This window comes from Arthrobacter sp. Y3223164, assembly GCF_059091005.1.
Genome location: NZ_JBNHGF010000616.1, coordinates 1 through 1,126, shown reverse-complemented (window position 1 = coordinate 1,126; position 1,126 = coordinate 1). Strand labels below are relative to the sequence as shown.

The following is a 1,126-nucleotide window of genomic DNA, read 5'->3' as shown; positions in this document are numbered from 1 at the left end:
GGCTTGCCCCAGGCGAAGGCCAGCGCCCGCGCGGTGGCGATGCCGGAGCGCAGGCCCGTGAACGGTCCCGGGCCCACGCCCACCACCAACGCGTCGAGTTCGGCGCCGGTGACGTCCGCCGTCGTCATGATCTTGCTGATCCCGAGGGCCAGCACCTCGGCGTGGGTGCGCGTGTCCTCGGTGGCGAACGCGGCCAGGATCTCTCCTTGTCCGGCCAGCAACGCGGCGCTGGCGATGGCGGAGGTATCAATGGAGAGAATGAGCACGCATCAATTTTACTTGAGGCACGCGGGGTGGCTTTCGGGCGCTGATCAGGAGGCGCCGCACCGCGGCCGGGACAGGGTCAGGGCCCCTCGGCGGCCGCGCAGGCGGGCCGTGTTGGGCGGCGCTCACGCCTGCGGTGTTCCGGCTTCCTGTGGCGTGCCGGCGATGTTGACCAGCCACTGGATGCCGAACCTGTCCGTGCACATGCCGAAGGTGTCGCCCCAGGGCGCTTTTTGCAGCGGCTCCGTGACGTCGGCGCCATCGATCAGCTTTTCCCAGTAGCCGCGCAGTTCGGCCTCGTTGTCGCCGCTGAGCGAGAGCGAGTGGCTGGACCCGGGGGTGTATTCCATGCTGGCGGGGGTGTCCGCTGCCATGAGCACCAGCCCGCGCTCGGTGGACAGTTGCGAGTGCATGATCTTGTCGATCTCCGCCGGGTCGTCGCTGGCCTGGAAATCGCCGAAGGTGTTCAGCGTCAATTCGCCGCCGAACACCGACTGGTAGAACGTCATGGCTTCCCTGGCCTGGTCGCGGAATCCCAGGTACGGGTTCAGCTTGGTCTCCATGGCGGGCCTCCTCGTGGTCTGATGACGCCATCGATTATGGACCTGCGCCAGGGGGCCGTGAAGACCGCGGGCTCCCCGAGGTCCCCGTCCGGCTGAATTCACCCGCGCCGATGAAACGCCGAGGCCCGCAGGCCCGGCGGCACCTCCGCAACCGGCGCAACGGGAACATCCGCTGCGGGTCAGGCAAACATGTACGCGGCCCAGCGCGGCCCGTAGGCGGCCATGCGGATCAGCCGCGGCTCGCCGTCGTCAGGCTCGTCAAAGTCGAGCACGACGCCGGTGCTCCGCTGCGCTTCCGC

At 68.8% G+C, this 1,126-nt stretch carries 2 protein-coding genes; both read right to left on the bottom strand.

All coding sequences use genetic code 11. The features are described 5' to 3' along the window. Positions 1 to 266, bottom strand: a 266-nt coding sequence (gene tsaB, locus AC5RUJ_RS16890) for a tRNA (adenosine(37)-N6)-threonylcarbamoyltransferase complex dimerization subunit type 1 TsaB (protein WP_494156321.1), incomplete at its 3' end; no start/stop codon positions are given. Between the two features lie 123 nt (positions 267 to 389). Beyond that, positions 390 to 827, bottom strand: coding sequence for a VOC family protein (locus AC5RUJ_RS16885; protein ID WP_494128359.1), 438 nt, complete (start codon positions 825 to 827; stop codon positions 390 to 392). Positions 828 to 1,126 lie beyond the last annotated feature (299 nt).

What these genes read in the sequence shown, in the direction of transcription:
- AC5RUJ_RS16885 (WP_494128359.1), bottom strand. Translation starts at nt 827, where the DNA reads ATGGAGACCAAGCTGAACCCGTACCTGGGATTCCGCGACCAGGCCAGG.